Below are 4,539 nucleotides of genomic sequence, written 5' to 3'. Positions count from 1 at the left end.
CGTGCGATCTTTCCGCGAAAGGCGGACTTCTCTTGCTTCAGGGATCATCCATATCTTGAATCACGACTCACGTTCCAAGAAAAGTGGGTACTAGCTGCGCTCGACCAACCCGATCCAACGCCTCAACGGCGAGATCAAGCGGCACACCGAGGTCGTCAGCATCTTCCCCAACGAGGATGCCATTGCCTCTCATCGGTGCGATCCTGCTCGAGCAGAACGATGAATGGGCCGTGCAGCGCGCCCGCTACATTACGCTGGAAACCATCGCGCCAATGAGCGATTATCCGACCGTCGGCCTTCCGGCTATCGCCAGCTGACCTATCGGGCCCATGCCGGTGGACGCGGTGACCCACCGCCAGTTACACCACGCTCGGGGACACGATCCGCTATTTATTTGGCCTCCGGAAAAGTCTCTCCGAACATTGGCCGTCCGCTTTGTGAAGACGTCGCGCTCGCCTCGTCCTGAATGACATCCCAGTGTTCAGCGAGCTTTCCTTCAGCCATTCGGACAATATCCTCGACGACCCAGTTCGCCGCCGAGCCGAGCCCCGAGAAGCGGCCGTGCAACATAACTATATCGCCTTCCGCCATGATCAGAGCGTTCTCATATCGCAAGGTATCGGGCAGCGCATCCACCAGCCCAAAGAGGCCATCGCGCCCCGGCGGAATGTGTGCGCTGTGCTGGATATAGGCTGGTGACCAAAAGCTCTCTGCCTTCTTCAGATCCCGTCTGTTGAAAAGCGTATCGAATGCCTCGAGCACAATGGATTTGTTCGTCTTTTCTGCCATGGAAGACACCTCAAGATAAAGTCGCCTACCGGCATCCGGCAGGCAACGGCCAATCGAATGTTTGGTCTTGCAACAACGGAACTATTTCCGACGAATGACCGGCGCCCCGGTCATCCCGCCATCCACAACAACCTCGGCAGCGGTGACGCCCCCAACTGCGTCAGAAGCCAAATAGAGAACCGCAGCTGCCATCTCTTCTGGCTCAATGAGCCTTCCCAATCGAGCGAGAGGCCCGAAGGCCGCCTCCGCGGCATCGACTGAGCCACCTTTGCGCGCACTGCGCGTCCAGATCGGCGTCCGCGTTGCGCCAGGCACGACGGAATTCACCCGAATTCCCATATCGACGAGCTCCGAGGCCAGCACTTTCGTCATCGCGCTTACGCCCGCCTTCGAGGTTGAATACGCAGACGAGCCAGGAGATCCCAACTGGCGTTGAACGGAGCTGTTCAGAACGATTGCCCCGCTTGCCTTCATCACGCCTAACATCCCCTGCACCGTGAAGAACACGGAGGTCAGATTCGTCCGGATGATCGTCTCAAAAGAATCTCTCGTTGCATCCTTGATCGGTGTTCCACCAGCAATGCCCGCGTTCACGAATAGCACATCCAGATGACCGTACGCCCGCTCGAACTTATGCTCTGCACAGAGGGCTTCATGATCATCGAGATCGACCTGGACGGGTAGAAGCGAGGGTCCAAGCTCCTTCGCCGCCGCGTCGAGCTTTTCGAGATTTCCCCGTGATCGCAACACGTGCACCTTGGGATATCAAAAGCCGTGAGGTAGCAAGCCCGATGCCGCTGTTTCCACCAGTCACCAACGCCGTCTTGCTTGTAAAACGCAATGCAATCATCCTTATAGCCATCCGTTAGCTATCGAGCGAACCGTACCCACGATGCTCCTGGCCGCCCATACGTCGACCGGGGGCTACCGGGCCGGTTAGTCGGCGGCCTTTCCAATCGCAGCAATGAGAGCCGGTGGATTGGTGATGAACGGCGTATGGCCCGTATCGACTGACAATTCGAGACGTACAGGTGTCGCCTTTACCATCGCAGCCTGAAACGGCGGGCTCACGACCTGATCGCGGGCAGTGTGGATGTACACCTTGTCGACCGAGCCGAACTTTTCCTTGCTCAGATGGACTGGCGTGGCCAAAGGAGCGAGCGGTTCGTCCACAATGCCAATGGCCACGGCACCGGCTACTTCCGCTGGCGCATCGTTCGCGAAAAGCCCTCCTCTGGAATCGTACTTGATCGCCGCCAGGCCTTTTTCCTTTTGGATGACAAGGGCTGCGCCCGCCTTGCTGCCTGGATCAGTCGTCGCCAAACCCAACAGCGACTGTCCGTCTTGGGGCAGGTAGGCAGCGACATAAACAAGCGTCTTGATCCTCTTCGGCTGAGCCTCAGCTTCCGCCGAGATGACAAATCCGCCGAAGCTGTGACCGACCAACACGACCGGTTCGTTTTCGTGCGCGATGGCAGATGATACGGCCTCGCGATATCCGTCGAACGTTACCTTTTGAATCGGCAGTTCGTTTCCAGGACGACCAGGCAGTTCGATCGTGTGAACCTTGTATCCGTCGCGCTTCAGTCCTGCCGCCACTTCCGACCAGACCGTCGCAGTTTCCCAAGCCCCATGCACGAGGACGATTGCGGGTCTGTCCTTTCCCATAGCGGGAAGCGCGCTCATCGTTGCCAAGAAAAGGCATGAAAGAGCTCCATAGATCTTCATAACTAAACTCCTGTCGTTTTTGCAAGGCGCCGGTTGCGCGGAGGGGCAGGAGGAGTGCGTACGTAATTCTGGAAGTTGAGCCAACTATACAGGTGTATCTGCGGCATTCACGACGTACTAATCGTGAACGCTCCTAGTGCGATGGCGCAGGACTCACAGGCTGCACACCTCTGGTACGCACGGCAGACGTATCCGCACCGTCGTTCCGACCCCTTCAACACTTTCGATGTCCACTCCGCCGCGGAGGCCCTCAGCGAATACCTTGACGGACCAGAGACCTAGGCCAGAGCCATGACGGTCCGCCTTAGTCGTGTAGAAGGCATCGCAAGCTCGCTTGATCGTTTGAGGTGACATCTCTTCCCCGCTATCTTTCACCTGAATTTCGACGCTCTTTGCCGGCGCTGCTGGACAACAATCTTCATCTAAGACCGCAACGGTGTTGATCGTAAGTGTTCGGCCGCTCGGCATGGCGTCGCGGGCGTTGATTGCCAGATTCAAGATCGCGCTTTCGAGCTCTTGCGGATCGCAGGCAACTTGCACGTTGATCGCTGCGAGATTAAGCCGGAGAGCGATGGAATCGCCGATGGTGGCGGCGATGAGTGAATCGATTGATCTGACCATCTCATACCGAAATGCGCTTTCTAATCGTGCGCGTGGGATTAACTTGATCGACAAGTCGTCGAACATGTAGTTTTTCCTTGTCGGCGGACAGCAGAGCGGTCTCCATCAGTCGTGCGACGTCCTTCGAATTGCTAGATCCCATCCTGATCTGCATCAAATTTAGAACGCTGACGATCGCCTGAAGCGATTTGTTGAAATCGTGAGCTATGGCCCCCAACCGGCACTGCATGACCTCGTTCTGCCGGCGATCGAACTCGTGATCGATGATGGCAATTCTCTTTGCAGTAGAGCTGTTCGGACTCTCAAAATCCATCGCAGGATCGATGAAGCTCGATAGTGGTGCGCTGACAGCTTGGCGATATTGATCCAAACCACCTGGTGCTTAGCGGCCTTTTCAACGTTCCTGTCATTACTATGATATAGATGAACCCTCGCTCTCGCTCGCCGTAGCCAGCAACCTCGACCTCGAGCACAGCCGGGTCAAAGAGCTGCAGCGAATTTGCGGCAGGCAATGTCGGCGTGATCGTGATTGACGTTTCCATTGCGAGATCCTTTCGTCGACGGTTCAACCGGCGATCGCCACGCGCTCGCCTGCCCAAGCCCGCCGCGGCATCCAAGCGGATGTTTCGTTTTCGTCCAGCCTCGCGTCGAGTTCGACAAGCTCTGCTGCCCGTACGAGATCAGCTACGGAGCGAACGGCCATCTTTCGCATCATGGTTCCCCGATGAACCTTGACTGTTATCTCGCTTAAGTTGAGAGCAGCCGCGATCTGCTTGTTCATCAGGCCGCGAACTACAAGTCCCATCACTTGCTGCTCCCGTTGCGTTAGCGCTGCGAATCGCATTGCAACGACATTGCGACGCTGCGCCTGGTGATGGCGCTCGTGCTCTCTCCTCAGCGCTAGGCGGATGGACGAGACGAGCTCGACGTCCTCAAGTGGCTTCAGAAGAAAGTCCACGGCGCCGGCCTTCATCCCGCGTATCGACCATCTTACGTCGCGATTCTCCGCCATGAGGATCACAGGCATATGTATCCCGACGGTCGGCAACTGCGCCTGAAATTCCAGGCCGTTTGCCGAAGGAAACTCGACACTCAGGAGCAGGCAGCCCATCTGATCTGCGTCCCGCATCTGCACGAAATCTTTTGGAGACCTGAAGTGCCTCACCGCGAAGCCTAATGACCCAAGTCGCCTGGACAAATCGGTCATCATATCGACGTCGTGGTCGACGACGTGAACGACGCCGAAGCGTTCCCATTCATTTGTGCCAGTCATCCCAATTTCCTTTCAAAGCTCGGTCCGTGAGGACTAGGGTCTGTACCTAATTAGCGAGTTCTGATTCCCTGGTGCCAAGTTGATTCGGCACGGGGGACTTCGATGCGCAAAGGACTGTTCTGGCTCAA

At 56.9% G+C, this 4,539-nt stretch carries 5 protein-coding genes and 2 pseudogenes; 1 reads left to right on the top strand and 6 read right to left on the bottom strand.

Going from position 1 to position 4,539, the window contains the following annotated elements; translation table 11 throughout:
- Positions 1-94: 94 nt before the first annotated feature.
- Positions 95-317: pseudogene (locus tag ABIB95_RS47190) on the top strand (transposase); the annotation flags it as partial.
- A 73-nt stretch (positions 318-390) separates the two neighbouring features.
- Here the strand turns inward: ABIB95_RS47190 and ABIB95_RS47185 are convergent.
- The 6 genes and pseudogenes from ABIB95_RS47185 to ABIB95_RS47160 form a co-directional block, all read right to left on the bottom strand.
- Positions 391-789, bottom strand: a complete 399-nt coding sequence (locus tag ABIB95_RS47185) for a nuclear transport factor 2 family protein (protein ID WP_354249212.1) — start codon at positions 787-789, stop codon at positions 391-393.
- A gap of 81 nt (positions 790-870) precedes the next feature.
- Positions 871-1,639, bottom strand: a pseudogene (locus ABIB95_RS47180) (SDR family NAD(P)-dependent oxidoreductase).
- Between the two features lie 86 nt (positions 1,640-1,725).
- The gene (locus ABIB95_RS47175; protein ID WP_354249210.1) at positions 1,726-2,517 is read right to left on the bottom strand and encodes an alpha/beta fold hydrolase; all 792 of its coding nucleotides are present in this window, start codon (positions 2,515-2,517) and stop codon (positions 1,726-1,728) included.
- A 153-nt stretch (positions 2,518-2,670) separates the two neighbouring features.
- Entirely contained in the window at positions 2,671-3,204 is a 534-nt protein-coding gene (locus ABIB95_RS47170; RefSeq protein ID WP_354249208.1) for a sensor histidine kinase, read from the bottom strand.
- On the bottom strand, positions 3,140-3,508 hold the full coding sequence (locus ABIB95_RS47165) for a hypothetical protein (protein WP_247312419.1): 369 nt from the start codon (positions 3,506-3,508) through the stop codon (positions 3,140-3,142). Before ABIB95_RS47165 ends, ABIB95_RS47170 begins: the two co-directional genes overlap by 65 nt.
- 195 nt (positions 3,509-3,703) lie before the next feature.
- Positions 3,704-4,411, bottom strand: coding sequence for a response regulator transcription factor (locus tag ABIB95_RS47160; protein WP_354249206.1), 708 nt, complete (start codon positions 4,409-4,411; stop codon positions 3,704-3,706).
- Positions 4,412-4,539 lie beyond the last annotated feature (128 nt).

This window comes from Bradyrhizobium sp. LA2.1, from assembly GCF_040547725.1.
GTDB classification, from domain to species: Bacteria; Pseudomonadota; Alphaproteobacteria; order Rhizobiales; family Xanthobacteraceae; genus Bradyrhizobium; species Bradyrhizobium barranii.
This window is presented reverse-complemented; position numbering and strand designations above follow the sequence as displayed.